Origin of the sequence: Alteromonas sp. S015, from assembly GCF_036864485.1 — a bacterium.
Classification (GTDB): Bacteria; Pseudomonadota; Gammaproteobacteria; order Enterobacterales; family Alteromonadaceae; genus Alteromonas.
Genome location: NZ_JAZETO010000008.1, coordinates 167,673 through 193,235, shown reverse-complemented (window position 1 = coordinate 193,235; position 25,563 = coordinate 167,673). Strand labels below are relative to the sequence as shown.

Here is a 25,563-nt window from a genome sequence, read left to right as displayed (position 1 = left end):
GATCAGTCCACATTACGCCCTTCTACAGATTAACGCTCTTCTGCGCTATGGCCTTGTTGAACTAATAGGACAGGTTGATATTTTGTACGTTCTACACGACGTAATTTGTAGGCAATTAATTTAAAAGTAAAGAAGGTGACTAACGCACTTGGCAGCATGGCCCATAACTCGTGAGTAAACCCAGTACTTTTCAGCAATGATATAGACACCGAATACGCTCCAATAAACGCAATTAGCGGCAACAAGTACAACCAAGCCGAGGCACTTAAAATACCTGCTTCGGGTATACCCACAGTCACTTCCTGACCGACCCGCACAGTCATGGGGGTACGCAGCGTTAACTGCTGCGTTTTCGGTGCAATAGCGCGAGAAATCACACCGGTACCGCAATCACTTTGTGCCTGACATGCGTTACACGTCGATTTTATCGCTGCTTCTATGGTGACCGTATCACCATCTACGGCAACTACCGTGGCAGTTTCTTTTATCATCGTTACTCTATCGCGCTGTTATTCACTCACACTGCTAACGGGACGTAAAGAATTAGCAATAGCATTTGCGGTTTGTAAAGGAATTTCTCCCACTACCGTCACTTGGGCTTTACCGTCTGTTAACGTTAAAAACGTACTGACTTCGTTGCGCAGCGCCAACGTTTCACCTAACGCATCTTCCGCAGGCTGAACATACACAGATACATCCACCAATCCGTCTGAAAAGAGTTTATATTCTACAATCTGCCCTGTTAAGGCTAATCGTCTTGTATCTTGCTTTATTTCTCGCATGCCAGCCGGTAAATAAGCAACATCCCATTTATGTGCACGATTCGGCGCATTGCTCAGTGCCATGGGCGCAGGTAACGACGCTGAATTAATTCGAGAGAAATATTCAGCTGGCTCTGGCGATATCGCAAATGCCGTAACCTGTATTTGCTCTAACAGTGCCCCTTGCAAATCAAGCATGTTCAACTTAAGCAACATGCCGGAAGACTCGTCCAGCCATAATTGATAACCAAACCGTGTGTTGTCTCGGCTGACTATTCGAATTTGTTGCGCTGAACGTCCTGCCACCCGCGCTCTGCCTACTGCAACGAATTCATAGGCTTCGACAAGCTGCTCTGGGTGATAAAGTAGTGCACTAGGGATGGGCCCATTAATATGCTTAGAGCGCAAGCTATAGGGTTGAACATCAGGTTCAAACACACTCACAACGTCATTTACGCGAATGAGCTCGCGACCAGGTCCATTCTGAAGGTTCAGCTGCTCAAGTTCAGAGCCATCTTCCATTATGCCGTGACGCCACAGATAAGGAACGGTTTCCTTTCCTGCAATAGTTTGCACAAAAGACACTTGGAAATTAGCATTGGTAATGATGTTTTGAAGTTCCGCTAACCACTGGTTGGCTGACTGCAGGTGTCGCGTGTGTGAAGCAGCCGCATGTTGCTCGTTGCGACTTTGTTCAACTTGCTCATGAATCGCCACTTCCGGCCCTGCATCCTCCCCTTGGTCAACCTTCGCGAGTGTTTCTGAATTAGCGTCTAATTTAACGTCGCCATCACTAACATTCTTGACACTGGTACCGGGAGCTTTCGTTTCTTCGCTCTGCGAAGTAGTTTGGGCAACCGAGGACTGAATAGCCGTGCCCGAAATGAAAAAAAGTGCAAGGATAGAACTACAGCGCATTTTTTCCCGCCTTAAAACAAACATACCAGCAGTATGTGCTGGTATGATTAAAATACAAAATGCGTATCAGTCGCAATTTACTTGCGAAAGCGCATTTCAACTAATGTTGATTAACTTAGCAATAAATTCTGGTCCACTACGGACGCTCTTCTCCGCTTGTTTCGCTTTCACCCTCGTCTTCTTGCGCTTGCTTAAGCTTTATTTGCTGTTCATGGTCAGCAATCAGCGCATTAATTTTGCGCTTTTTCTCAAGCATTTCATTCATATCGTTGCGAGGTAACGTTCTGGTTTGTTCCAAACTTACTGGAGACAACCCACCTTGAGGAGCAATCGTTGGCGCTGTCATAAATGGTTCTGTCGGCACTTCTTGATTAGTGTATTGAACACCAAAGATAACGGCGACTGCCACTGATGCGGCTACTGCAAATTGGCCTGACTGCTTCGCAAAAGGAACAACATTGCCAATCAATGGTATTGACTGCCAACGCGAGCGTTTAGGTGCGACTATAGCTGGTTCATTTTCAAGCGCAGCTGCTACGCTTGCGGTGATGTCCAACTGTGGAGCAACACTTGCTTCTTTTCGCATTGCACCGCGATACACATGGTAACGTTGCCATTTGGCCTGAAGCACTTCATCTTGCTTAATAGCATCGATGATCTCATTGCCTTCTATCTCACCATCCATGAATGCGGACAATTTTTCTTGCTGTTGCGTCATATATTCATTTCCAGATCAAAGTGATCGTTAACTACCCTAACACAGCTGTTAGTCATCGTGGAAAAAAGAAAGTTCATCTTTTTTTGATTTTATTTCTTTTTAATTTTCTAACAACGGTTGAATAACTTTATCAATCGCCTCTCGAGCCCTAAAAATACGGGATCTCACCGTACCTACGGGACACGACATTACATTCGCGATTTCTTCATAGCTCAACCCTTCAATTTCACGAAGCGTAATTGCCATACGCAAATCGTCTGGCAGCTTCTCAACTACCTTAAACAGGGTTTCTTCAATTTCCTCAGATAACAGGCTTCGCTCGGGTGTAGATTGCTCTTTTAATGCATCACTACCTTCGTAAAAATCTGCTTCGTCAGCATCGACATCGCTTGCTGGTGGCTTGCGACCTTGAGATACAAGATAGTTCTTTGCACTGTTCACCGCAATGCGATAAAGCCAAGTGTAAAATGCACTGTCGCCACGAAAATTAGGTAAGGCACGGTATGCTTTAATAAACGCCTCTTGCGTTACATCGGCAACGTCACCAGTATTTTTCACATAGCGAGAAACGAGATGCATCACTTTGTGTTGATAACGAGTTACCAATAAGTTGAACGCATTTTTATCGCCACGCTGTACTTTTTCGACCAGTTGTTGGTCGGTTATCTGCTCGCTCATTCGAGCCATTACTCCCTACTTCAACTACACAATAGCTCTAACAAGCATGTGTATAGACGCGTTCTTTTTACAAAAGTTCTGTAAAAGCATTAAATATTTTAAAAAATGCTTAGCCCAAGGGGCAAGAATGATTGTGTTTTGCTACTCATCCTTTAGACTTGCCGAACCTTTGCTCGTTTGAATTGATATAAAAATACATGAAATCTGTATCGTCTTCACTAACTTCCACATCAAATGCAATAGAACACCGTTGTGACGTATTGATTATTGGGAGTGGTGCGGCAGGATTAAGCCTAGCGCTTAAGCTTGCCGACCATTGTCAGGTTATTGTACTTAGTAAAAGTGACCGCAATGAAGGCTCTACCCGTTACGCACAAGGCGGGATTGCCGCTGTGTTTGATGAACAAGACTCGATAGACGCTCACGTAAAAGATACGCTTGCAGCAGGCGGTGGGCTTTGCGAGGAGCCTGCCGTAAGATTTACTGCAGAACGGGCAAAAGCATCTTTAGAATGGCTTATTGGCTACGGCGTTCCCTTTGATACAGAGAAAAGCGAATCTGGTGAAGAGCGTTTTCATCTGACCCGCGAAGGTGGACACAGCCACCGACGAATCCTTCACGCCGCCGACGCCACAGGCGAAGCGCTCCAAATTACATTAAACGACGCTGTGTCAACTCACCCAAACATTCACGTGTTTGAGCGCTATAACGCCATCGACCTTATTCCGTCAAAAGAAGAGAAGAACAGCGTGGTAGGTGCTTATGTATGGAATAGACAACAAGAGCATGTTGAAGTAATTCGAGCGCCTTTCGTAGCCTTGGCAACCGGCGGTGGTAGCAAGGTATACCAGTATACATCGAATCCTGATGTATCGAGTGGTGACGGCATTGCTATGGCGTGGCGTGCAGGTTGTCGCGTGGCTAATATGGAGTTTAACCAATTTCACCCCACCTGTTTATTCCATCCTCAAGCACGCAATTTTTTGATAACCGAGGCGCTGCGCGGCGAAGGTGCAAATCTTTGCCATGCAGATGGAACGCGCTTTATGCACAAGTTTGATGAGCGTGGCGACCTTGCACCGCGCGACGTAGTTGCTCGCGCAATCGACTATGAAATGAAGCGATTAGGCGCTGACTGTATGTATTTAGATATTAGTCATAAGCCTGCTGACTTTATCGTTAAACACTTCCCTAATATTTATCGTAAGTGCCGATCTCTTGGTATCGATATCACGCGCGAGCCTATTCCAGTCGTGCCCGCAGCGCATTATAGCTGTGGCGGCGTAATGACCGACTTCAATGCTAAAACCGATCTAAACAATGTTTATGCTATTGGTGAAGTAGCCTACACAGGACTGCATGGCGCTAACCGTATGGCTTCTAATTCTTTGCTTGAATGTGTGGTATTCGCCAGCGCAGCGGCAGAAGATATTATCAAGAACCTCCCTAGTGCAGATTGTGAAGAGACAATTGCACCTTGGGATGAAAGCCAAGTATCAAATTCTGATGAAGAAGTCATCATTCAACATAACTGGCACGAACTTAGGCTGTTTATGTGGGATTACGTAGGCATTGTACGCACAGATAAGCGCCTTGAACGAGCGATGCGCCGTATTAAGCTTTTAGAGCAAGAGATTACTGAGTATTATTCACACTTCAGAGTGAGTAACAACCTGTTAGAGCTTCGAAATCTTGTTACCGTAGCGGAACTCATTGTGCGATGCGCAATGGAGCGAAAAGAAAGTAGAGGTTTACACTTCAACTTGGATCATCCCGGACAATTAGACAACCCTGTTCCTTCCATACTCATTCCCAGAAAACAGTTATCAGGGGCTGACGTAGGTTCGCTAATTACTCAAGACAGCTTCGCTGATGCCGAGTAGCGTACATATTTAAACAAAAAGAGAGCGTTATAACATGCTCTCTTTGCACTGTCCTTTGGGCACCTACCGTAAGTAACCTTGTTTATTACTACGCCTGATCAAACGTTAAGCTAGCGGATAAGTGTACAAGGCTATCGTTACTGTCGGTAACATCTATAAGCACGCTGCTATCCGTTTTGCAGTATTGTTGAACATGAGTATCGTTGGGCAAAAATACAGGCTTTTTAAAGCGGCATTTTACCTCTGTAACGGTTGTGGTCTGACTGTGCTCTTGATGACTCACGAAGGCTGACACCGCGCATGACAATGTCCACATACCGTGCGCTATAGGCTTTTTAAACCCGAACATTTTGGCAGATGTTACAGACAAATGTATAGGATTATAGTCACCCGAAAGCTTGGCATAGCGACGACCGGTGTTAGCTGCTGCGCTTATTTCGCCAATACGTGCTCTGTCCTCTAGGCTACAATCATTATGAACATCATTTTTGGACCCAAGTGGTGACACGTGTACCGCTTTCACCTTCACTAAATAACTGCTAATAGCCCTATAAACCAAATTCCCCGCTTGCAGCGCTTCTAACATCACATCCACTTCCCAACCTCGATTGTGAGGTCTTACCTCGTGAAAGCGCACGCGACATTCAAACGGCTCGCTCAAGTCACAATGCGCTAGCACTGATACTTTGTTGGCAGCGTGGATAAGCCCAAGCAATGGAAAAGGGCTCTGTTTGTCAAGCAAGCATTGCATTTGCAGAGGTAACGAAAGCATCTGCAAATAAAGTGGATGAGCATGCTCATTTGCCGGCCAGTCGACTTCTTGACAAAAAGCAGCGTAGTGCACGTTGTCGACATTGAGCGTTTTGGTATAGATTCGTTGTGGCAACGTAGGCGGCTTAAACTGCATAAGCTGCTTGGCGTCAACACGTTTAAATAACGCTTTAGTATATTCGCGAAACATCTTTTTAATTCCTGTAAGGCGTTGCTTTTCGGGCCAGGATGATGGCTCTAGCTAACCGGCGATAATCTGCCTCGCTGCACTCACCTTTTAAGATCCAAACAAAATGGTTATAGTCTTTTTCAAACCACTTGCGTTTTTGGCGCATCACAGTAATACATAAGCCCCAAGTAAAAAGCTGAGAAGAGTGATGAATTTTCATCGATGTGCCATGGGTCTGTACATCGTCTATCAAATGACCCGTTGACGTGACTGGTGAATTTGATAAAACCGCACTGTCGCCGACAATGCGAATAATACCATCGCTAGTCAAAGAGAGAACGTATTGCGCGACAGAAACTTGGTTGCTAAAAGCTTTATAAAGACGCCAGAAAATCAATAACGCTGTCGCCACACCAATAAGCGCAAATAGTGTTGAGAAGCTCGGCCAAGACCACCAGTATTGAGGCAGGCTGCACAGCGCCGAAAAAAGGCAAACGGCAACGCATACTTCTCCAAACAACCTTCTAAACTTATTTTGCGTAACGCAAATTCTATACTTTGACACGATTGACGATAGTCGCCACCATGGCAGCTAGTTCAGGGTCTTCGCATTTCTGATGCCCCATGATCCAAGCAAACAAATCTGGGTCGTCACTGGTGAGCAAACGTTCAAATGTCTCTTGGTCGTTATAACTTAACGAATCAAACGCTTCTTCCACAAAAGGAAGTAAAAGTACATCTAATTCTAGCATGCCTCGGCGGCACGCCCACTTTAATCGGGCTAATCTTTTTGGTTCAAACATATGTCTTTCATACCGTTTTTTATTCGCTGACAATAATACCATGCCCACCCTGTGGGGATCACTGCTCTTTTGTTCAGATTGGCAAACTAAATAGAACTTAATCTGCACAGATTCCCGTGTATTGCCCTTGAATATTGATGGTTTTACCATACCTTGAGTACATACAGCGAATTAAACAGTGGTGAATATGACATCTATCGCATCATTACAGCGCCTTCCAAATGAATTTATGGTTAAGCTTTCAAATGCCATGATAATTTCCTTGGAAGGAGAACAGGCCGACAGTTACCTACAGGGGCAAATTACGGTCAATATTACTAAGCTAGACGAAAATACTGCCAGGCACTTTGCACATTGTGATAACAAGGGCAAGACCTGGTCTACCGGGTACGTAACTCGTCACTTAAACAAATTATTGTTAGTCACCAATGAAGATGCGGGTAGTCACTCATTAGCACAGCTTAATAAGTACGGTGTGTTCTCTAAGGTTGATATTCTCGACGACACACAAACATACAGCGCTTACTTTATTTCGCTTGATGCGGTGAAAACTAACGAAGTAAAGGCAGCGTTAAGCCAATTTTTCTCTGACGAAGCAGTGAAACGCCTTCTTGAGAACGATACTGCTGACAATGGTTTACTTAATAAGATCGAGAGCGAACACGGCGTCGCCTATATTGCCAATACTAGCTGTAAAGGAATCATTATTCTTTTAGATGATAGCGGCGTAAAACAAATAAATTCGCTAATAGAGACTCAAACGCCTCCTTGCTATTCCCAAACCGTGTTCGACGCTATTCAAATTGAAAGCGTGCATGCTTTAGTGCAAGGTGAAGCGGTGGCGGAATACGTGCCCCAGATGATTAATGTGCAGGCGCTCAACGGTATCGACTTTGATAAAGGCTGCTATATGGGGCAAGAGGTGGTTGCGCGAACCCGCTTTCTGGGTAAAAACAAACGCGCCGCCTACAGCTTTAGGCTTGAAGGTAACGTAGATATTAAACCTGGCGATGTACTAGAAAAGCAATTGGGCGAAAATTGGCGTATAGCGGGAAAAATACTCAATGTTGCCATACTCGATGATGAAACCTGGTTTATTGCAGTGTTGAACAACGATACCACCAGCGAAGATTTACACAGATTGGCTGATAATAACGCCATTACCTGTTACCCTAATACTTTGCCGTACAGTATTGAGCAGAAAGCTAGCAATATTGTGAAAAAACGTCGATAAGCAGTTTCTACTGCATTACATTTATTGCCCTTTATTAGAGGGCCAAGATAGGATTTGTTATGACAATTACTTCTGACAGCGTTGTAACGCTACACTACACCGTATCTACCGAAGACGGCACAACGCTAGACTCTTCAGAAGGGAAATCGCCACTAGTAGTACTACTAGGCCGTCGCTTCTTAATTGAAGGACTAGAAGATGCACTTATTGGTAAATCGAAGGAAGATAGCTTCAACGTTTCAGTAAACCCTGAAAAAGCTTACGGTGAACGTGCAGACGAACTCGTACAAACTGTACCACGCTCCATGTTCGAAGGCATGGATGTTGAAGTGGGTATGTCTTTCCGCGCAACTACACCCCAAGGTGAGCAATCGGTAATTATCATTGAAACAACTGACGAAGAAGTGGTTGTTGATGGCAACCATCCGCTTGCTGGCATTCCGTTAACGTTTGATGTAACCGTTGTTGACGTGCGTGAAGCAACGAAAGAAGAGCTTGAGCACGGTCATGTGCATCAAGCAGAGAGCAGCTGTTGTGACCCACACACTGGCGAATGCTCAGAAGACAAGCACTAAAATGAATTGAGCAGACTGAAAAGGGAGCCAACGGCTCCCTTTTTCATAGTAGATAAACGCTAACTAATTAAATTGCGTCTTCGTTTTGCTCACCTGTACGAATTCGCACGGCAGTCTCAACGTTGTAAACGAAGATCTTTCCGTCACCAATTTTGCCTGTTTTAGCAGATGTTTGAATGGCTTCAACCGCTTGCTCAACGCGGTCATCGTCCAATACAAGCTCAATTTTGATCTTGGGTAGGAAGTCAACTTGGTACTCAGCGCCGCGATAAAGTTCAGTATGCCCTTTTTGGCGACCAAACCCCTTCACTTCCGACACTGTCATCCCTGCGATACCGACTTCAGCTAGCGCTTCCCTAACATCGTCCATTTTGAACGGTTTAATGATAGCTTCAATTTTTTTCATGACTACAACTCATCGTAAATTGTTGGAATTGGTACACGTTTGTGTTGTGTACGCTCATAAATATAGAGCAATTTCTCTTCCACTTCCGCAGAAACAGGCTTCCCTTCCAAAAAGTCATCAATTTGGTCGTAAGACATGCCCAATGCTTGCTCATCGGCTTTTTGCGGAGACAGGCTTTCTAAATCAGCAGTAGGCGCTTTGGTGATAACATTATGTGGTGCACCTAAATGGGCTGCTACTGCACGTACTTGGCGCTTACTTAAACCAAACAACGGCGCGAGGTCACATGCACCATCGCCATACTTGGTGTAAAACCCTGTAATATTTTCAGCCGAGTGATCGGTACCTAAAACGAGCCCATCAACCATACCAGCAATTTCGTACTGAATAACCATGCGAGTACGCGCCTTAACGTTTCCTTTTACAAAGTCTTGTTTTGCGTCACTATTAGGAAGAAGGTTAGCACTAGCAAGTGCTTGTGAAGTAGACCCGTGAATAGCATCTGCACCAGGTTGTACATTTACAGTAAGAGAATGAGAGGGCTGGATAAAGTCGATCGATTTTTGCGCATCGTCTTCATCGGCTTGTGTATTATAAGGTAAACGAACCGCAATAAATTGGTAGTTTTCGTGGTGCTCATCGTTTAGTTCATTTACAGCTAACTGAGCTAACCGACCCAATGTGCATGAATCAATTCCGCCACTAATACCCAGTACCAGCGAATTTAAACCAGAAGTAAGTAACTGCTTTTTAATAAAAGAGACTCGACGTGCGACTTCGTACTCTACGTCAATTTCAGGCAGTACTTTCATTTCATCAATAACTGCTTGTTTTTGCATCATAATATCCACGTATTGTTGGGGCGTCCTGGAACTTGATTCTACGACAATATGATCGCAGATGTTAGTGGTATTCACGCATGTAATTGGAAATACTAGCCTAGCATAGCCTTTCTATAGCTCGCGAGCTGAACAATTCGTTATTATTGACTTGACGTTATCACACAGCAATACGGCATGTGAATCAACATAAGGCGTATAACCAAATATGCGGTTGCACGGTAAAACATACCTTTGCCACTATAATTTTAGTTTACCCTAAATCAAGAGTAAGTAGCGTAAAAAAAGGCGCTCAAGCATTACATTGGAGAAAGGCTACGATAAGGTAAACGTGACTGTTTCTCTTCATAGCAACGCGTGGAAGCGAATACCATTTATGATAAACACTATATCAACAGCACGACCAACTAGCATGGTAAAGCAACAAGGGCTAACCCTTTTGGAAATGCTCGTTGCTGTTGCTATTGTAGCCATTCTTCTCACTTCTGTTGCGCCCGGCATTCAAACCATTTTGATCAAAAATAGAATTACCTCTGATTTAAACAATGTAAGTGCGGTAATTCAACGCGCTCGCTTCGCTGCCGTAGACGAGCAAACCAGCGTAGTGCTGTGCCCTACGGAGGACTATGCAGCCTGCACGTCGAGTTGGCGAAATGCAAAAATGGTATTTATTGACGCAAATGGAAATGACAGCCGGGATAATGACGAGGCCCTAATCGTTGCCAGCGATCCACTCAACGAGGCTAATACCATTTATGGTATTACAGGCACTCTTATCTTCAACGAGCAAGGTGGAATAAACCAAGCCGCGACCATTACCCTGTGCCCTGGTGACAACGATGCAAACTATGCCTCAGCACTCTTGATATCCCTTTACGGCAGAATATCAGTTGCCGTCGATAGTAATAACAACGGCAAAAAAGAAGACCTTGAAGGCAACGAGTTAAGCTGCAGCTAACCATTGTCCCTAAACGCAAGCCTCTTTAACACGCACTAACCTTTTCACCAGCATTCCGTGGGCGTCAGTGTGTCTTCGGTTATCTTTATTATTCTGCAGCGGTCAGTTAACGCTCTTGTCGCCAGCGTAGCAACAATTTCGTACTTCCCTGTACTACTGATTGTTTGCGCAATGCTTACGCTCGATATTTCAATGGGTGGTAGCGCATCATGCGTGAGGTATTTACCTGTACGTAGCCAGCTTCGCGACTGAATTGCCTGGACTGAAAGAAGGTAAGCTTTAACCTTGTTGAGGTGGCTTAATTGCTTAGAAGTTATTATTGCTGGCATAGTAGCGACACATAGTATGCCCGCTATCGCTGTTGCAATCAGTATTTCGCTAAGCGTAACCCCTTTGGGCAAGGGATGCTGAGTGTACGCTTTAAAATTCTCTTCCACAGTACAGCTATCTCTCTATTCAATTTTCAGTACATTAAGGTTATCAACATGAATAAAGCTCGGTAACTGGACTTACGCATGGCTTTTCACCTTTTTACATCGAACTACAAGATACACACTTCCAAATGGAGGCAAGATGGTTTCACGCTCCTGGAGATGCTCGTTGTATTGGCAATAATCAGTCTACTTTCGTTAATAGCTGTTCCATCGTTTGATGAATGGAATGAGCGAAATGCATTTAAACATGCTGCTACCAGCCTAGCTGCACTTGCTAAAAAAGCGCGAATACAGGCGTTATTACACAAAAAAGACATTTTTCTGATTACTGAAATTGAACACAACAATTGTGTACTCGTAAGCGCGAAAAGTACTTGCTCTTGCGCCACGCACCAAAGCTGTACTATTAGTGAGTCGAGTTTCTTATCCTTCCCTTCACGTTGGAATACAAAACTAACCACAACCAACAATACTGACAAGGTCGTTGCGTTCAATAAAAACGGTACGCTAAATTTTTCAAGTAACACAACGCTGACGCTATCAAGCCAACGTTTCAGGGCAAAGATAGTTATCAATACTCTGGGGCGAATAAAGTTATGTAGCTTTCAGTCTATTTCAGGAATAGCGCAATGCTAAAACGTGTAATGCAATGCGACGCTATTAGGTCGAATAGTGGGTACAGCCTCACAGAAGTGATCGTGGCCTGTGGCTTGGCTAGTATGGTCATAACCGCTGTGGCAACTCATGCAGCGCAATCCCATATGACACATTCATCAATCCAACATGCCGCTAGCGTCGAAGACGATATACGAGCGCTGCAAAGCACAATTGCACGGCATTTAAGTAAAGCAGGGTTTATTTATTCCGTTGATTCCCTCTCACATGTGGGCCTAGCGCCTAACGAAGAGCCTGTATTTGAGATAACCACTGACAACCATCCAAATGAACCCGAAAACAGTTGTGTTACCTTTTCTTATGACAAGAACAAGGATGGCGTAGTGTCGCAGGCACAGGGCGAATTTTTTGGTTATCGTTTGCACAACAAAGCCATTGAGTATCGCGTGGCAGGCAACACCTGTAAACAAGGTGGATGGTTCAACTTAACCGATACACAAACTACCGTTGCGACCAAATTTACTGTTGTTCGAGAGCACTACAGTAGCTGGGGAAGCGCTTATGAAATAGAGATAGAGTTACATAGTAACCTTGACCCCACCGTAGTAAGCGCCAGAAAATTCATTGTTGAGGTTACTAATGCCTATAAATAGAAAGGAAATGCGATGGTCTCCAACAGGGATTAAACATCGTGCATGTAAGGCAGATAGCGTGAGTATTATATCTACATGCCCTTCTCTCGTAGTACGTCATCAACAAGGCATGGCCGTGTTAGGCATTGTGGTTATACTGTTAAGTGCAATAACCTTCGTCACTATTAGCACATCGCAACAGGTCCAACAATTTTATTCCATTGAAAAGGCCAAGTGGGACGCTGAGCAGAACCATTTAACATCCATGCAGAAAGTGAAAGAAATCGCCAAATTTTTACGTATTAATTCGGCTTCGCAAACGTTGAATATGGTAAGCACGCCGGATGAGACCACGTTAATCAAACAAACCGATTTGATGGGTGATCAACAACAGCCTTTGCAATATTTTGAGGTAAGTATTTCCCAAGACGAAGAAGATACGTTTTATACCGCTAAATTTATGCGTTATCCTTCACTATTAAGGCTTCCCACCTCAATTCAGCAATTTTCATGGGACAATAGACTGACCGAATGGCTATTTAATAGAAAGATAGATGCTCTAAGCGCGGCGTACTTTCCTCAAAGCGCTGTAAAAACGGATTGCGTAGATCTTACGCCTGCCACTATTTTCTGGATAGAAGGTGATTGTCAATTGGAAAATGGGGATATTGCCCACTCAAACGAGAGCCTCCCGTTAATGCTATTGATAGTGGATGGCGACCTTTCACTTCACGCCGACACTCACTTCCATGGCCTGATAGTTATGCTTTCTACAACAGCGCATTCGCACACCTTGCATGTTGCACCTAGCGCTTCTATTGAAGGTACTTATGTCTCCAATACCCCTTTGAATGCAAACGTGTACGGTTCGTTAACGCCATCCACCACAGTGCTGAAAACCCTTCAGGCTCATACTGCTCTGGCAAAGATCATTCCCGTCCCTGGTTCTTGGCATAGCAATGATTAAGTTGGAGATTACTAAGTTTGATGCGCAAAAAAAGCTAGAGGAGATATAAAGATGCGTGAGCTGAAAACTACGGGAAGTATTTTAGTTGAAGTATTGCTGACACTGCTTATTTTTACGAGCACCAGTACTTACTTACTTGCCACAGCCATTGATTCTAGTCTTCTATTACGCATGACGTTGAATAAAAGTACTGAGCACAACGACTCGTTAAATTCGGCCCGACTTGCGTTAACAAGTGACCCCATTGACCAGCATTGGGATGACATAGCAATATTTGGTGAACTTTCACTGCTGGTAACTGATTCCCAATAGAGTCACAAGCAATAGTATTTTTAATAGACGATATTAACCTTAGTCTTCTACCTGAGCATGAATATTCACTAAATTTGCAAGTTAGCAAGACCAACAGAATTCATCAGACTCTAGGTTCCCATTATTATTTTTATCCCAGCCTTTCCTCCCATCACTGAAATAATATAACGTTCCATCCGATGCCTGACCTGTACTGCTGACTGGCGTTGCTCTCAACTCATATGCGGTTGTACTAGCCGCTTGTATCGTTAAGTTATAACGACGATTTGCTTGGGGCTCAGAAGAGGGAGAGTAAGTAGCAAAAACAGCCGGAGCCCCTGTGTTTGAACCGCCACTTGCCGCACCTTCGTAGCTGAAGGCGCCACTGTGATGGCGCTCCATTGCAGAGGCGAGCCCTAACAAATCAGACTGCCCTGTGCCGCGGTATCCATCAGCGATAACACCTTGATAAGAGGGATATGCTATGGCAGCGATAATGCCCACTATAGCGACCACTATCATTAATTCAATTAACGAAAATCCGTTCTCCGCATTTTTATAATTCATAACTAATCTCTCTCCGTTTCTGAATGCCAGCTGCCACGCTTTATTCGCTCAAATCGCCCATAAATATTTTCAGCCAAGCATTCAAATGCGTCAACGCATGCCTCATCGTTGCCATCTTCATCAACTTCAATTACCGCTGAGACGCATTCCGTGCCCAAACAAACTACTGGGCTTACAATATCTTCAATAAGAATTTTAGTCTCTGGTGCTATACCTGTTTGCTTTAATTCCGCAGAACGGTCCGCGGCATTGACTTCACCATCATTATTCACGTCTGTAACAGCATTACCGTTAAACATACTAACCAAATAAGCGCGACTGTTACCCGTAGGTGGGGCACATGCACTTGTGCTACTGGACGCCGGCACATAGGTAGTGAAAAATACTTTGTAATCAATTATTAATGGAGAAGACAGTACTTTTTCACCGTTAGTCGTTAAGTTCAAGTACCATCCAGCCTTGTTAGCAAAATCTTGTGAGGCCACTTCGCGCTCGCTTTCATCGCTACTGTTTAAAGCGTGACTCGTGGCGTTATACATTTCGCTCTCATAAACCGTTTCCATAAATGTATAGTTTCCATTTACATCACGGTTGAATACACCACTGTCTTTAAGCATGTAGAAGTTGTCTTCTACTACAGTATCTAGCGGAGAGGCGCGCCAACCGCTTCCAAGGGCAACGCCATAGTATAACTCATCGCCTAGGGCAATCTCTGTTACATCCGGACCGTAGTAGAAATGGCGATTTGTTTCGGCTGTGTCGCCACCAAAATCCGCAATGCGCGCTCCTTTAATAAAATCCGTTCCTGATTTGCCATTATAAATATCTAATCTAAACAACTGACCGCCCATATCGGCTACATACATATGATCGGCTTCGCCATCATTATCCCTATCGATAACTGAAATTCGCCCTGGAATGCTGTACGTCATGTTAGTTAAGTTAAGGTCAGAATTTTCGTTGCTGGCATGCCAAAGAAGACTTCCAGTATCGGCATCGAACATGTAAACGGCATTGCCCACAACGTCATTAGCTCTTATTGAACGATCATCTTGAACGTCGTCATATCCCCCCCCTACAATCATGACATTTTTGACCTGTCCGCCCATGTTCACTTTAGTGATCGTTGGTCTGGACCACGTTTGGCCGAGTTTGACCAGCTCGCCCACGCCACCTTCAATGGTAAATTTCAGCTTGGGCGCAGTTTTTTGTGTCACATCAAAGACGTAATAATTACGCCCGCCCCTGCGCATACCGACATAAAGATATTTATTGTCTCCCACGGTTCTTAGGATCATGTCACCATCTAAGCCGTACTTATGCTCTAGCGATGACGTATCTTTATAAAAATGATGGAGGTTCTGCAGGAGTGACTTCGGCATGATTGCAAAATTTTCATCCCCTGTTGAGGTATCGAATGAATGCAGCATTCCCTGATTGGTAGCTACAAAAATAGCCGAGTCGTTACTACCGTAATTGACAATTATTGGCTGGGAATGAATAGGATCGCCCATTTGAGAGCGATAATCCGTTGTGCTCCCATCACCGTTACTGTCTTTCACGTCCACACCCCGCGTCCATTTCAAAATGGCATCTCTGAGCTCATCCGCATCAGTTTCTCCCTGAATCGCTAGGTCTTCATTTGTTATATTCGTATTGTTTTCGTGCAGTTCATTGGCACTCACTACAATGTTACCTGTGTCACTAAACACATATATATTGCGATTCGCGCCTAAACGACTGGCAGCTCCCCCTTCACTCACTTCGCTACCGTCGGCAAGCGTTGACCAATAGCTGTGCGCATTTTCACTAAAGAAGCCCGTGACACTATCAACCGCATTGAGGTTGTTTTTATCGAGAATTTTATCACCACTCAAGCGGTAGCGTTTAAGGTTCCCCGGCCAAATAGCTCCCTCACTCGGCTTAAATAATGCAAAGTACAATTCATCTCTATGTGTTAATCGGTTGAGTTGGTTTACGGCCACGCCTGGCGAGACAAACGTTGCATTAATATCTTTGACCGAACGCAAAATAGTATTAAACGCCTCGAGCAAATCAGTGCTGTTATCCGCCTGATAGAAACCACCGCCACTTTGCAAGGCAAGCTGATTTAGGAAGTTGTTAGCATTGTTGTTCGCTGCAAAACCTATCGTGTGAGTAATAACCCTTGGTCCTATCACTGACGTTGACGCTTCACTAATATTTCTCACTAGATCCAAGCCGCACTTTTCACCGCCACTTCCGGTACAGCTTTTACCGAGCAAGGTCTGAATTTTAGAAACACTGTGGTTATTGTTCGCTTCGCCGTCAGACAATAAGACAATGTGGTTGTTCGTTTGGCATTGCAGGTCGGAAACCGGGGAAATGTAGCTTGCAGGCGTAGGGATCTGCTCTGTAATACAATCTCTGTCTGACAGGTTGTCTTCCGAACAACCTGAAGGCAAAATAGAATCGGAACCTATATATGACGCCCTATGGCTTACACGGGTACTCCTTCTAACTGAGGAATCAACATCACTTTCCCCCCGTTTGCGACCGTAGTCAACGTCTCGCCCTCCATAATAATTGGCGGCCTCAAGTAACGTATCCACAATAGGCGTATACCCATTTGCGCTCAACTCATCTATTTTACTCATTAAGTGTTCACGCACCGTAGCTGTCGCATTAGGCGTCGCTGAACCATTAAATTTGATTATAAGTTTCGGTGCTTTGGATGGCGAGTTGTTGTAGGTATGAGCCCCACGGTACGACACAAAATCATCAAGTACAAACGCCATATCGTTACCTGTTTGCCACCCAGAACGGTCAACTATTTGCTTAACAATACTGCTCAAATCAGGCGTACGATAGGCATAATTATTGTAAAAGCGAGGCATAGACCAGGTGATACCCGATGTTTTAGGTAAGCTTCGTAAACGATTGCGGCGGTCGGGATGAAAGTCTGAAGCGTCATCATCAGCTACGCCTCTAATACGCATGCTCGGATTGCCATAGGTCACAGTACTGTATGCAGTAAACTCCAAATAAGCTTCAGTTACTACAGCACCTTGAGGTATGTTCACATTGCGAAAGCGAACGCCTATGTAATCATTGTAAGACGGGTGGAAGGTAAGTTCGCTACCGGTATTGGGGTAACCATTTACGTTTTCTTCTAAGTTATCTCTTGAGCTGGCTACTTGATAAATCGCTTCGCCCTGTACACAACCCGTTGCGGTAGAATCATCATACGTTACCACCAACTGTGGCGCGCCACTTTGACCTACATCACTGGCCCTTACTTCACGAGAACTTGCCGAATCTGCGCTAGACCCCTCTATTAAAATATTGAGGTTCTTGCCACCACACCATGCCGTTAAGTCAACAACTTCCTGAATGACAGCACTTATATCGGGTGTTGTTATCACTTCCCCTGAAGCGGGAAAACTATTGTCGGTTGCCCATTCTACATTAGCCGCTGTCTTTGTTCGCTCGCTCAAATTGTTCGTAGATGACGTAAAGACAGTACTGGAGGCTGATGCTTCAGCTGATATAACGAGGGACGTGCCAGCCACATTGAATTTTTCTGATGTGAATCTAATGCTCGCACTAACAATGGTGGCGCCTTGAGGTATATTTAACTCAGTGAAGCGCAAGCCAGACGTAACCGTTTGGGTGCCGCTGCTTAAAATCAGATCATTGCTGTCAGTAGTAACATTACCGTTTATTTCATGTGCATCGTGATCGTCATTGTTGGTTGAAATAATAATTTCGGGCCTTACCGCCTCGTCGATGTTGCGAATAGGGTAAAGAATTGGGCCACCGTAATCCGAAAAACGCATTAAACCTGCGTTGATGTTGGTCGCTGAACTCAGTGCTTCTTTTAGTGCATTTTGTACGCGTAGCATTCGGCTTTGACTGGTGTTATCGTAAGACCCCATACTTCCTGAAGAGTCCATGATAAACAATACATTAGGGTTATAGGTAACAGCGTTGTTTGCGTTGCCTAGGTAGATATCAAGGTCATCACCAAAAGCAGAGAAGCCAATACAGCTAAATAACGTAATTGATGCGATGTAAGTAGAGAGTTTCTTCATATTGATACCTATTGAGACGCAGGGCCAAATACAGAGGCAGCCAAACTGTTTGCCACAACAGAAGATTTACCCGCGACTCTCCCACAACCTCTGATAATAAATACATGACAATTGACGTTACTACCGCCAATAACATTACTTGATCCTCTACAGGCCTGTTCCCTTATAAAAGCGGTGCGCGACCAACTTTTTGTCGAAGCTTCGCGTTGATACGTGCCATCAACTACATGTCTGTTGCCAATTCCAAGCCCTCCTTCCGTCATAAATCTGTCAGTCCATTCGCCCTCATCAAAGCAGCTCATTGAATCTGCCTCAGGGTCAAACACATTGCCTTGGCGGGCTTCCGACAACGGGTCTGTTTTGTTCGGGTCGGTCAGTAACGTTTCATCTTCAGATTCGAAGAACACGCCTGCGATCGCCGCCTCTGCAGCATCAAAAGCCAAGCCACTTTGCTGCATAGACACAGCCATTTTAGACTGAGACAAGCTGCTGGTTACCGCACTTACCCCTAACACAGTTATTGAAAGCAGCACCAATAATGCAAAAACCATCACTAAGCCTTGCTGTTTCATCGCGAGCTCCTGACAAAATTTTTCATGTTTCGAAGGGCCAATGTTTTCGAAAACACTTGATAATAATGGGCGGTGTCCATCGTTTGAGATACTTCATTTAAAAGCGCATATTTCTGAGCGCGTGTCTGTCTAACTTCATTTTGATAGCTTTTGAGCATGATAGCCCAACGCAGTGACACAACTTGTTGATTAAGCGCCCTTAAATCTTCAATTTCATCTGCAGTCACATACGTAACAGCTTGCCCTAGAGAGTTGGTAATACTGTCTGAAACGCCGAATTGCACTTGAAAGCTCTCAACATTATCGAGCAGTATTACGGTAACAGGATCCACTGTTTGCCCCTTTAAGCCGCGAAGTACGCGACCATCATATCCTGTACACTTAAGCGTATTACCACTTACAAAGTAGTGATTAACAACGTGAAACTCGCGCCCTCCATAGCCGTGTTGGTTTCCAGTACAGTCTTTGTCACTTAATAGGCTCACGACAAGTTTATCGCTGCCACCATTGGAAGTCTGTACACTGCCAAGCGTCCCGTTGGTAGCGAAATCCCCCGCTACAGCAATAGGACGGTTTTCCACGTAGGCCGCTTCGGTAACGATATCAACGGATGTATCGACATCCGCGACAATCTGGTCATAACGTCCTACTTCATAGAGCTCTGCAGATAGACGAGCCATAATAAAACGACCAGACTCTTGTACTTGAGCTACCGCTTGGTTGAGCTGATTTGTCACGCTGCTGCTGACAAACACCTGGATGATAGCGCCTGAGATTACTAACCCCAACGTTAACGTAATCATTAACTCGACAAGAGAGAAGCCGAGTTGCGAGTGTTGGCGATGGGCACTCATAATGTGATGTCCTTAAATACACACGCGTTACTATCCCCTTCCGATTCGTTGCATCGCGTATTAAGTGTGTAGGTTCGATTTCCCGATGAAGCAACTGGCCAGGTCAACAACACCTCGACACGAGAGCCAGCGCTACAGCGATAAATATCTGCTGGGTTGTTGTCATTACATGACACTGACACTTTAGTCTGAGGATTCGTTTGTACTGCTGAACACGATAGCGCCCACCCATCGTATTGCGCTATCTGTGTTTCACTACAGGCTTGGCCTTCACAATTTGGGACCCCTGCGGGTCTTGAAAGGCAATAGCAGTGATAGGGGTGCGAGGAGCCAGAACAACTTAACGTTGCAAAGTTATAAGTATCAGTAGAAAAGTACGCATTGTTAACTACCATGCCGTCTCCTACCGATGCGGGACGTGCGGCGGCTCTCAATCTTTCCGCCACTTGAGCAGCGACCATCTCGGCTTGTGTTCGGCTGATTGCATCTTTATTGGCAAAAGAGCCTGTGAACTGAAGCGCAGCAACACCCAACAAGCCTACAGCAAGTATAAATAAGGTAATTAAGATCTCTATAAGACCTACACCGTGTTGTGTGCGAATATGACTTCCCTTCACTCGCTTCATTGTCACCTTCTCAGCAATCATCTTTTTTGCCACATAGCTAACGTTAAATTGGCGTTATCACCAATGTAGTATAGTAAGACAAAAGCGTATATTTCTGGGTATCACTGGTTATTAAAACGTATAATTTTCAATGATCCCATTCACTAAGAAGGCAACCAACAATATGCTTAACCAACTAACCTTTCAAGTGAGTGCCTCAGTGAGGCAGACCAAGTACGACACTGCGTTGGCGTAAACGAGCTCGATATAAGGAATGACTATTCTTATTAGAGCCGAATGGTCTTTTTATTCTTAAACGCCACCTTCTAAAGGTATCATTATCCATTCGCAATTTGTTGAATGTCCAATCGACAAAGGCATAAAAAAACCGCAACTAAGTGCGGTATTTTTTTATAACGCCATTAAATTAGACGACCTGCTTTACTCTCAGCTCTTTTGGTACAGCAAATTCTACGTTCTCTTCCCGCCCAGCACGCTCAGAAGCTGAAACAGCGCCCCACGATTTGAGCTTGCTTACCACGCCTTGTACCAACACTTCAGGTGCAGATGCACCGGCGGTAACGCCAATATGCTCAATACCTTTTAACCACTCTTCTTGAATACAGTTAGCGTCGGCGATCAAGTATGCCTTCGCACCTATTTTCTCAGCCAATTCCCGAAGACGGTTCGAGTTTGAGCTGTTCTGTGCGCCAACGACCAGAAGCACCTGACAGTCTTGCGCTAAGTCGCGAACTGCGTCTTGTCGGTTCTGCGTGGCATAACAAATATCGTCTTTCCTTGGACCATTGATTTTGGGAAACTTAGCACGAAGAGCATCGATAACATCGGCTGTATCGTCAACCGATAATGTTGTTTGACTGCAATAATAAAGATTCGCTTGATCTTTAACTTCAAGTTTAGCCACATCTTCTTCAGATTCGACTAAGTAAATGCCACCTTCCTCGTTGCTGTATTGACCCATGGTACCCTCTACTTCGGGGTGACCAGCATGACCAATTAAAATACATTCTGTGCCTGTTTTGCTGGCACGGGTTACTTCCATATGCACTTTAGTCACTAGTGGACAGGTGGCGTCGAACACCTTAAGACCACGATTCTCCGCTTCCTGCCTTACCGCTTGCGACACACCATGAGCAGAAAAAATTACTATGCTGTCGTCTGGCACTTCATGAAGTTCATCTACAAACAGCGCACCACGCTCCCGCAAGCCGTCTACCACAAATTTGTTGTGTACCACTTCGTGACGCACATAAATTGGCGGCTCGAACATTTCAAGCGCGCGCTCAACTATGGTGATGGCTCTGTCCACGCCCGCGCAAAAGCCGCGAGGGTTAGCTAAATGAATTTGCATAACTAGTTTCCACCCTGTGCTGACACGCCAGGTTTAACATCGATAATTTCAACGTCAAAGATAACTGTTTGCCCTGCTAGCGGGTGGTTGAAATCTACCGTTACTGAATCGCCAGCAGCGCTTCGAATAATACCTGGGATCTCTGAACCGTCTGGTTGAGAAAACGCTAAGATCATACCTTCCTCGACTTTCAAGTCAGCACCAAAGCGGCTTCTATCCATATAATGGATATTGTTTGGGTCAGATTGACCGAATGCATCTTCAGGGCCCAATTTGAATGATTTCTTGTCACCTTTCTTAAGCCCAAGTAAACACGCCTCAAAATTTGGGGTAAGGCTGCCGTCACCCATGACCATTTTGGCAGGTTTGTTGTTTACCCGAGTGCTGTCAGCGGCAGAGCCATCTTCTAGCTTTAAGTCAAAGTGAAGAATAACTTCGTTATCAGCGCCAATTATTAATGAGTCTGTCATAACCTTTCCGAATACTACTTGATGGTTTCGCTATTATCTGCGGCACCGGCTCGCGTGTCTGCTACGTTCCCTTTACTTTTTTTATCGCCATTTTTACCCATATCGATAATCAGTAAAGCCGCGCCTATAAATATTGCGCTATCGGCAATGTTAAACGCAGGCCAGTGGTAATTGCTTACGTAGAAATCTAAGAAGTCGATGACATAACCATGGACTAAGCGGTCGTAAACGTTGCCCAGTGCACCGCCTAAAATAAAAGCAAATGCAACTGGCAGCATTTTTTGCGAGCGAGGTGACTGCTTTAGCCACCACAAGATAACTACACTTACTACCACTGCGATTGTGGTAAAAAACCAACGTTGCCAACCACCTGCGTTCTCTAAAAAGCTAAATGCAGCACCGTAGTTGTGTACGTAAGTAAAGTTAAAAAACGGCAATACTTGTATCGATTGATACAACGACATACTGTCGATAACCGTGTACTTACTCCATTGGTCGAGCATAAACGCAACTGCGCTTATCCACAAAAAACGCAAGCCCGTTTCGCGAAAAAGCTTAAGCATAGTGGCGTTCTTCTCCATCACCGTCAATGTTTGTCACACAGCGACCACAAAGCGCTTCATGGCCTTCATGTGAGCCTACATCTTCTCGGTGATGCCAGCAGCGAACACACTTTTCACCGCTTGCTTTATCAACGCTCAACCATAAACCTTCAACGTCTGTCGCTTTTGCATCAGACGGTGCACTGTCAACTTTGGTTAGCGTAACGCCCGACGTTATAAGCACGAAGCGTAACTCGTCTTCTAGCTTCGCGAGTACGTTGTACAACGACTCGGTAGCATAAAGCGAAATGCTCGCTTCTAGTGAGCCACCCAGTTCGCCATCTTTACGCGCCTGCTCCATCGCTTGGTTTGCCGCGTCTTTTACGCTTAGCACTTGATGCCATAGCGCATCGTTAAACGTATCGCTTTGCGTGAAGCTGTTAAACCCTTCATACCAGGTTTCAGTGAATACAAACTCGCTGCGCTCACCTGGTAGCGTTTCCCAGATTTCTTGTGCAGTAAAGCTGGTAATAGGCGCCATCCAACGAACCAATGCTTCAATGATATGATACATGGCCGTTTGGCATGAACGACGGGCTAGCCCATCTGCTTTGGCTGTGTACTGGCGGTCTTTAATCACGTCTAAATAGAATGAGCCCAGTTCAATTGAACAGAAGTGCGTAAGCTTCTGTGACACGACCAGCAAGTCGTAGTTGTCATACGCTTCGATAAGCTCTTCTTGAAGTGCCTTAGCGCGAGCAACAATCCAGCGATCAAGCGCGACCATATCATCTTCTGCCACCGCATCTTCAACAGCGAAACCATTCAAGTTCGCAAGCAAGAAACGAGCAGTGTTACGAACGCGGCGATAGCCATCTGCAGCACGCTTTAAGATTTCATCTGATACCGCAATTTCACCGCGATAGTCAGTAGATGCCACCCAAAGACGGAGAATATCTGCGCCTAATTTGTTAGTGACTTCCTGAGGTGCCACAACATTACCTACTGACTTCGACATTTTTCTGCCGTGGGCATCTACCGTAAAGCCGTGGGTTAGCACTTCTTTGTAAGGCGCATGACCGTGCATGGCAGTTGATGACATAAGCGAAGACATAAACCAACCTCGATGTTGGTCAGAACCTTCAAGGTATAAATCGGCAGAGGCCGGAATGTCGTCTCGACGGTCGACAACAAAGTAGTGTGTTACACCTGAGTCAAACCACACGTCTAGGGTATCAGTCACTTTTTCATAGTTATCTAATTCGCTACCAAGCAGTGCTGCATCGTCCAGATCCCACCACGCTTGAATACCCTTAGCTTCAACTTCTAGCGCTACTTTTTCCATCAATGCTGAAGACTCTGGATGAATTTCACCGGTAAGTTTATGCACGTACAGAGGGATAGGTACGCCCCAGGTACGTTGACGTGAGATACACCAGTCTGGACGACCTTCAACCATCTTTTCTATGCGGTTTTGGCCCCAATCTGGGATCCATTTAGTTTGCTTAATTTGTTCAAGTGATTCAGCGCGAAGCCCTTTCTTATCCATGCTTATAAACCACTGAGGAGTAGCGCGGAAAATGATCGGCGTTTTATGGCGCCAGCAATGCGGGTAGCTGTGCTCGTATTTTACGTTCAAGACAAGGTTACCCTTCTCTTTTACCGTTTCGATAATGTCATCGTTAGCTTTGAATACGAACTGACCAGCAAAGAGAGGCGTATTTTCAAGATAAACACCGTTGTTACCAACCGGGTTATACACTTCGATATCATACTGCTTACCCACGTTGAAATCGTCTACACCGTGGGCTGGCGCTGTGTGTACACAGCCTGTACCAGATTCAGTCGTAACGTGGTCGCCTAGAATTAGCGGTACTTCCAGGTCTAAGAATGGGTGATTAACCTTAAGCTTATCAAGCGCGGCACCCGTACAGATTGCCACTTCGCGGAAATCCTCAACGCCGTAGCGGTTCATGCAGCTTTCAAGCAGGTCCAGCGCTACTACTAGCCATTCATTTGAAGGCTGAACTTCAACAATCGCATAGGTAAGCTCTGGGTGTAAGCTAATTGCTCGGTTGGCCGGCAGTGTCCACGGTGTGGTAGTCCAGATAACTACACCTGCTTTGTGTGTGGTTAAGTCACCTTCAGACACACCAAACGCTTCTGCAATAGCAGCCACATCAGCTACTGGGAACTTAACGTCGATAGCAGGCGATACTTTGTCTTTGTATTCAACTTCTGCCTCAGCAAGTGCCGAACCACAATCTGTACACCAATGAACAGGTTTAAAGCCCTTTTCTAAGTGACCAGAGTCTACAATTTTACTTAATGCACGAATGATGTCGGCTTCAGATTTGAAGTCCATAGTTTTATATGGGTTATCCCATTCACCAAACACACCTAAGCGTTTAAAGTCAGCCATTTGGCCGTCAATTTGCTTTTGTGCATATTCGCGACACTTTTGACGAAATTCAGCCGCAGTAACTTTCTTACCTGGCTTACCTACTTTCTTTTCTACCATCAATTCAATCGGCAAACCGTGACAGTCCCACCCAGGAACGTACGGAGAATCAAAGTCAGAAAGGTTTTTCGACTTTACAATAATGTCTTTAAGAATTTTGTTAACCGCGTGACCAATGTGAATATCGCCATTCGCATAAGGAGGGCCATCGTGAAGAATAAATGGCTTTTTGCCTTTTTTCGCTTCACGAATTTTGCTGTATACCCCTTTTTCCTGCCAGTCTTTAAGCATTTTCGGCTCGCGCTGAGCAAGGTTACCGCGCATCGGGAACGCAGTTTCTGGAAGGTTCAGTGTGGCTTTGTAATCACTCATAAAATTGTATTATCCGGTTACCT

The 25,563-nt window shown here is 44.9% G+C and carries 27 protein-coding genes; 8 read left to right on the top strand and 19 right to left on the bottom strand.

Annotated elements, in window-relative coordinates; genetic code table 11:
• Positions 1-29: 29 nt before the first annotated feature.
• The 4 genes from V7R42_RS16025 to rpoE form a co-directional block, all read right to left on the bottom strand.
• Positions 30-491 (bottom strand): SoxR reducing system RseC family protein, encoded by a 462-nt coding sequence (locus V7R42_RS16025; protein ID WP_334021223.1) that lies wholly within the window; start codon positions 489-491, stop codon positions 30-32.
• Between the two features lie 18 nt (positions 492-509).
• Positions 510-1,679: a MucB/RseB C-terminal domain-containing protein gene (locus V7R42_RS16020; protein WP_334021222.1), complete on the bottom strand. Its 1,170-nt coding sequence runs from the start codon at positions 1,677-1,679 to the stop codon at positions 510-512.
• Positions 1,680-1,815: 136 nt separating this feature from the next.
• Positions 1,816-2,397 carry a sigma-E factor negative regulatory protein gene (locus tag V7R42_RS16015; protein ID WP_334021221.1) on the bottom strand — a complete coding sequence of 194 codons (582 nt, stop codon included), beginning with the start codon at positions 2,395-2,397 and terminating at the stop codon, positions 1,816-1,818.
• Positions 2,398-2,496: 99 nt separating this feature from the next.
• On the bottom strand, positions 2,497-3,075 hold the full coding sequence (gene rpoE, locus V7R42_RS16010) for an RNA polymerase sigma factor RpoE (RefSeq protein WP_012518957.1): 579 nt from the start codon (positions 3,073-3,075) through the stop codon (positions 2,497-2,499).
• A gap of 197 nt (positions 3,076-3,272) precedes the next feature.
• On the opposite strand from rpoE, the gene nadB reads away from it, so the two are divergent.
• Positions 3,273-4,958, top strand: a complete 1,686-nt coding sequence (gene nadB, locus V7R42_RS16005) for an L-aspartate oxidase (protein WP_334021220.1) — start codon at positions 3,273-3,275, stop codon at positions 4,956-4,958.
• Between the two features lie 88 nt (positions 4,959-5,046).
• On the opposite strand, the gene V7R42_RS16000 is transcribed toward nadB, so the two are convergent.
• Genes V7R42_RS16000 through V7R42_RS15990 form a run of 3 tightly spaced genes read right to left on the bottom strand, consistent with a single transcriptional unit; the run spans position 5,047 to position 6,701 of the window.
• The gene (locus tag V7R42_RS16000; RefSeq protein ID WP_334021219.1) at positions 5,047-5,919 is read right to left on the bottom strand and encodes a MaoC family dehydratase; all 873 of its coding nucleotides are present in this window, start codon (positions 5,917-5,919) and stop codon (positions 5,047-5,049) included.
• A gap of 4 nt (positions 5,920-5,923) precedes the next feature.
• Positions 5,924-6,463 (bottom strand): hypothetical protein, encoded by a 540-nt coding sequence (locus V7R42_RS15995; RefSeq protein ID WP_334021218.1) that lies wholly within the window; start codon positions 6,461-6,463, stop codon positions 5,924-5,926.
• Entirely contained in the window at positions 6,450-6,701 is a 252-nt protein-coding gene (locus tag V7R42_RS15990; RefSeq protein WP_334021217.1) for an FAD assembly factor SdhE, read from the bottom strand. The genes V7R42_RS15995 and V7R42_RS15990 overlap by 14 nt, the downstream gene beginning before the upstream one ends.
• Positions 6,702-6,888: 187 nt before the next feature.
• Between V7R42_RS15990 and ygfZ the strand changes: the two genes are divergently transcribed.
• On the top strand, positions 6,889-7,935 hold the full coding sequence (gene ygfZ, locus V7R42_RS15985) for a CAF17-like 4Fe-4S cluster assembly/insertion protein YgfZ (RefSeq protein ID WP_334021216.1): 1,047 nt from the start codon (positions 6,889-6,891) through the stop codon (positions 7,933-7,935).
• A 59-nt stretch (positions 7,936-7,994) separates the two neighbouring features.
• Positions 7,995-8,510 carry an FKBP-type peptidyl-prolyl cis-trans isomerase gene (locus V7R42_RS15980; RefSeq protein ID WP_334021215.1) on the top strand — a complete coding sequence of 172 codons (516 nt, stop codon included), beginning with the start codon at positions 7,995-7,997 and terminating at the stop codon, positions 8,508-8,510.
• Between the two features lie 67 nt (positions 8,511-8,577).
• On the opposite strand, the gene V7R42_RS15975 is transcribed toward V7R42_RS15980, so the two are convergent.
• Positions 8,578-8,916 carry a P-II family nitrogen regulator gene (locus tag V7R42_RS15975; RefSeq protein WP_014950115.1) on the bottom strand — a complete coding sequence of 113 codons (339 nt, stop codon included), beginning with the start codon at positions 8,914-8,916 and terminating at the stop codon, positions 8,578-8,580.
• Positions 8,917-8,918: 2 nt separating this feature from the next.
• On the bottom strand, positions 8,919-9,755 hold the full coding sequence (nadE, locus tag V7R42_RS15970; protein WP_334021264.1) for an ammonia-dependent NAD(+) synthetase: 837 nt from the start codon (positions 9,753-9,755) through the stop codon (positions 8,919-8,921).
• A 376-nt stretch (positions 9,756-10,131) separates the two neighbouring features.
• On the opposite strand from nadE, the gene V7R42_RS15965 reads away from it, so the two are divergent.
• On the top strand, positions 10,132-10,713 hold the full coding sequence (locus V7R42_RS15965; RefSeq protein ID WP_334021214.1) for a GspH/FimT family pseudopilin: 582 nt from the start codon (positions 10,132-10,134) through the stop codon (positions 10,711-10,713).
• 44 nt (positions 10,714-10,757) lie between these two features.
• Here V7R42_RS15965 and V7R42_RS15960 read toward each other — a convergent pair whose 3' ends face one another.
• Complete coding sequence (locus tag V7R42_RS15960) at positions 10,758-11,150, bottom strand: type II secretion system protein (RefSeq protein WP_334021213.1); 393 nt, start codon at positions 11,148-11,150, stop codon at positions 10,758-10,760.
• A 78-nt stretch (positions 11,151-11,228) separates the two neighbouring features.
• On the opposite strand from V7R42_RS15960, the gene V7R42_RS15955 reads away from it, so the two are divergent.
• The 4 genes from V7R42_RS15955 to V7R42_RS15940 are packed head-to-tail and all read left to right on the top strand — an operon-like array spanning position 11,229 to position 13,673.
• Positions 11,229-11,783: a GspH/FimT family pseudopilin gene (locus V7R42_RS15955; protein WP_334021212.1), complete on the top strand. Its 555-nt coding sequence runs from the start codon at positions 11,229-11,231 to the stop codon at positions 11,781-11,783.
• The gene (locus V7R42_RS15950; RefSeq protein WP_334021211.1) at positions 11,777-12,415 is read left to right on the top strand and encodes a potassium:proton antiporter; all 639 of its coding nucleotides are present in this window, start codon (positions 11,777-11,779) and stop codon (positions 12,413-12,415) included. Before V7R42_RS15955 ends, V7R42_RS15950 begins: the two co-directional genes overlap by 7 nt.
• Positions 12,416-12,473: 58 nt before the next feature.
• A complete protein-coding gene (locus V7R42_RS15945; RefSeq protein WP_334021210.1) occupies positions 12,474-13,361 on the top strand; it encodes a hypothetical protein in 888 nt (295 codons plus the stop codon).
• A 51-nt stretch (positions 13,362-13,412) separates the two neighbouring features.
• Positions 13,413-13,673 (top strand): hypothetical protein, encoded by a 261-nt coding sequence (locus V7R42_RS15940; protein WP_334021209.1) that lies wholly within the window; start codon positions 13,413-13,415, stop codon positions 13,671-13,673.
• An 81-nt stretch (positions 13,674-13,754) separates the two neighbouring features.
• On the opposite strand, the gene V7R42_RS15935 is transcribed toward V7R42_RS15940, so the two are convergent.
• The 9 genes from V7R42_RS15935 to ileS form a co-directional block, all read right to left on the bottom strand.
• Entirely contained in the window at positions 13,755-14,219 is a 465-nt protein-coding gene (locus V7R42_RS15935) for a type IV pilin protein (RefSeq protein ID WP_334021208.1), read from the bottom strand.
• A gap of 2 nt (positions 14,220-14,221) precedes the next feature.
• Positions 14,222-18,292: a PilC/PilY family type IV pilus protein gene (locus V7R42_RS15930; RefSeq protein ID WP_334021207.1), complete on the bottom strand. Its 4,071-nt coding sequence runs from the start codon at positions 18,290-18,292 to the stop codon at positions 14,222-14,224.
• A gap of 8 nt (positions 18,293-18,300) precedes the next feature.
• Positions 18,301-18,864 carry a PilX N-terminal domain-containing pilus assembly protein gene (locus V7R42_RS15925; RefSeq protein ID WP_334021206.1) on the bottom strand — a complete coding sequence of 188 codons (564 nt, stop codon included), beginning with the start codon at positions 18,862-18,864 and terminating at the stop codon, positions 18,301-18,303.
• Complete coding sequence (locus tag V7R42_RS15920) at positions 18,861-19,718, bottom strand: PilW family protein (RefSeq protein WP_334021205.1); 858 nt, start codon at positions 19,716-19,718, stop codon at positions 18,861-18,863. Before V7R42_RS15920 ends, V7R42_RS15925 begins: the two co-directional genes overlap by 4 nt.
• On the bottom strand, positions 19,715-20,365 hold the full coding sequence (pilV, locus tag V7R42_RS15915; protein WP_334021262.1) for a type IV pilus modification protein PilV: 651 nt from the start codon (positions 20,363-20,365) through the stop codon (positions 19,715-19,717). The genes V7R42_RS15920 and pilV overlap by 4 nt, the downstream gene beginning before the upstream one ends.
• Positions 20,366-20,750: 385 nt before the next feature.
• Positions 20,751-21,695, bottom strand: coding sequence for a 4-hydroxy-3-methylbut-2-enyl diphosphate reductase (gene ispH / locus V7R42_RS15910; RefSeq protein WP_334021204.1), 945 nt, complete (start codon positions 21,693-21,695; stop codon positions 20,751-20,753).
• Between the two features lie 2 nt (positions 21,696-21,697).
• Positions 21,698-22,165: an FKBP-type peptidyl-prolyl cis-trans isomerase gene (fkpB, locus tag V7R42_RS15905; protein WP_334021203.1), complete on the bottom strand. Its 468-nt coding sequence runs from the start codon at positions 22,163-22,165 to the stop codon at positions 21,698-21,700.
• Positions 22,166-22,179: 14 nt separating this feature from the next.
• A complete protein-coding gene (gene lspA, locus V7R42_RS15900) occupies positions 22,180-22,728 on the bottom strand; it encodes a signal peptidase II (RefSeq protein WP_334021202.1) in 549 nt (182 codons plus the stop codon).
• Positions 22,721-25,540 carry an isoleucine--tRNA ligase gene (ileS, locus tag V7R42_RS15895; protein ID WP_334021201.1) on the bottom strand — a complete coding sequence of 940 codons (2,820 nt, stop codon included), beginning with the start codon at positions 25,538-25,540 and terminating at the stop codon, positions 22,721-22,723. Before ileS ends, lspA begins: the two co-directional genes overlap by 8 nt.
• Positions 25,541-25,563: the final 23 nt, after the last annotated feature.

What these genes read in the sequence shown, in the direction of transcription:
- V7R42_RS16000 (WP_334021219.1), bottom strand. Translation starts at nt 5,919, where the DNA reads ATGTTTCGCGAATATACTAAAGCGTTATTTAAACGTGTTGACGCCAAG.
- pilV (WP_334021262.1), bottom strand. Translation starts at nt 20,365, where the DNA reads ATGATTGCTGAGAAGGTGACAATGAAGCGAGTGAAGGGAAGTCATATT.
- lspA (WP_334021202.1), bottom strand. Translation starts at nt 22,728, where the DNA reads ATGCTTAAGCTTTTTCGCGAAACGGGCTTGCGTTTTTTGTGGATAAGC.
- V7R42_RS15950 (WP_334021211.1), top strand. Translation starts at nt 11,777, where the DNA reads ATGCTAAAACGTGTAATGCAATGCGACGCTATTAGGTCGAATAGTGGG.
- ileS (WP_334021201.1), bottom strand. Translation starts at nt 25,540, where the DNA reads ATGAGTGATTACAAAGCCACACTGAACCTTCCAGAAACTGCGTTCCCG.
- nadB (WP_334021220.1), top strand. Translation starts at nt 3,273, where the DNA reads ATGAAATCTGTATCGTCTTCACTAACTTCCACATCAAATGCAATAGAA.
- V7R42_RS15940 (WP_334021209.1), top strand. Translation starts at nt 13,413, where the DNA reads ATGCGTGAGCTGAAAACTACGGGAAGTATTTTAGTTGAAGTATTGCTG.
- V7R42_RS15990 (WP_334021217.1), bottom strand. Translation starts at nt 6,701, where the DNA reads ATGTTTGAACCAAAAAGATTAGCCCGATTAAAGTGGGCGTGCCGCCGA.
- ispH (WP_334021204.1), bottom strand. Translation starts at nt 21,695, where the DNA reads ATGCAAATTCATTTAGCTAACCCTCGCGGCTTTTGCGCGGGCGTGGAC.
- V7R42_RS15955 (WP_334021212.1), top strand. Translation starts at nt 11,229, where the DNA reads ATGGCTTTTCACCTTTTTACATCGAACTACAAGATACACACTTCCAAA.
- V7R42_RS15935 (WP_334021208.1), bottom strand. Translation starts at nt 14,219, where the DNA reads ATGAATTATAAAAATGCGGAGAACGGATTTTCGTTAATTGAATTAATG.
- V7R42_RS15920 (WP_334021205.1), bottom strand. Translation starts at nt 19,718, where the DNA reads ATGAGTGCCCATCGCCAACACTCGCAACTCGGCTTCTCTCTTGTCGAG.
- V7R42_RS16025 (WP_334021223.1), bottom strand. Translation starts at nt 491, where the DNA reads ATGATAAAAGAAACTGCCACGGTAGTTGCCGTAGATGGTGATACGGTC.
- V7R42_RS15930 (WP_334021207.1), bottom strand. Translation starts at nt 18,292, where the DNA reads ATGAAGAAACTCTCTACTTACATCGCATCAATTACGTTATTTAGCTGT.
- V7R42_RS15980 (WP_334021215.1), top strand. Translation starts at nt 7,995, where the DNA reads ATGACAATTACTTCTGACAGCGTTGTAACGCTACACTACACCGTATCT.
- nadE (WP_334021264.1), bottom strand. Translation starts at nt 9,755, where the DNA reads ATGCAAAAACAAGCAGTTATTGATGAAATGAAAGTACTGCCTGAAATT.
- V7R42_RS15925 (WP_334021206.1), bottom strand. Translation starts at nt 18,864, where the DNA reads ATGAAACAGCAAGGCTTAGTGATGGTTTTTGCATTATTGGTGCTGCTT.
- fkpB (WP_334021203.1), bottom strand. Translation starts at nt 22,165, where the DNA reads ATGACAGACTCATTAATAATTGGCGCTGATAACGAAGTTATTCTTCAC.
- ygfZ (WP_334021216.1), top strand. Translation starts at nt 6,889, where the DNA reads ATGACATCTATCGCATCATTACAGCGCCTTCCAAATGAATTTATGGTT.
- V7R42_RS15965 (WP_334021214.1), top strand. Translation starts at nt 10,132, where the DNA reads ATGATAAACACTATATCAACAGCACGACCAACTAGCATGGTAAAGCAA.
- rpoE (WP_012518957.1), bottom strand. Translation starts at nt 3,075, where the DNA reads ATGAGCGAGCAGATAACCGACCAACAACTGGTCGAAAAAGTACAGCGT.
- V7R42_RS16015 (WP_334021221.1), bottom strand. Translation starts at nt 2,397, where the DNA reads ATGACGCAACAGCAAGAAAAATTGTCCGCATTCATGGATGGTGAGATA.
- V7R42_RS16020 (WP_334021222.1), bottom strand. Translation starts at nt 1,679, where the DNA reads ATGCGCTGTAGTTCTATCCTTGCACTTTTTTTCATTTCGGGCACGGCT.
- V7R42_RS15975 (WP_014950115.1), bottom strand. Translation starts at nt 8,916, where the DNA reads ATGAAAAAAATTGAAGCTATCATTAAACCGTTCAAAATGGACGATGTT.